We start from the raw sequence: 220 nt of genomic DNA, 5'->3' as shown, positions 1-220 counted from the left end.
ACCGTCAGGTCGTCGGTCAGCGCCTGGCTCACGTGCACCGTGAACACGCTCTCCGCGTTCTCCTTCACGTCGGTAGCGGTCATGCTCACGTTGACCGTGTCGATGGTGTCGGTTATGTGCGAGGTGACCACACCGTGGTCGATCTGCAGGTCCTCGAAGGTCTTGCCGGCCACCTCGGCGGTGGCGATGGAGAGCTGCACCTGGCCCGGATCGACGTACA

The 220-nt window shown here is 63.6% G+C and carries 1 protein-coding gene; it reads right to left on the bottom strand.

Annotation, left to right across the window (positions count from 1 at the left end):
• A partial coding sequence (locus JFN91_RS21920) for a hypothetical protein (RefSeq protein ID WP_199391261.1) occupies window positions 1-220 on the bottom strand: 220 nt, incomplete at both ends.

Source organism: Geomonas anaerohicana (assembly GCF_016458305.1).
GTDB lineage: Bacteria > Desulfobacterota > Desulfuromonadia > Geobacterales > Geobacteraceae > Geomonas > Geomonas anaerohicana.
The sequence above is the reverse complement of the archived record's forward strand: the minus strand, read 5'-3'. Positions and strand labels throughout refer to the sequence as shown.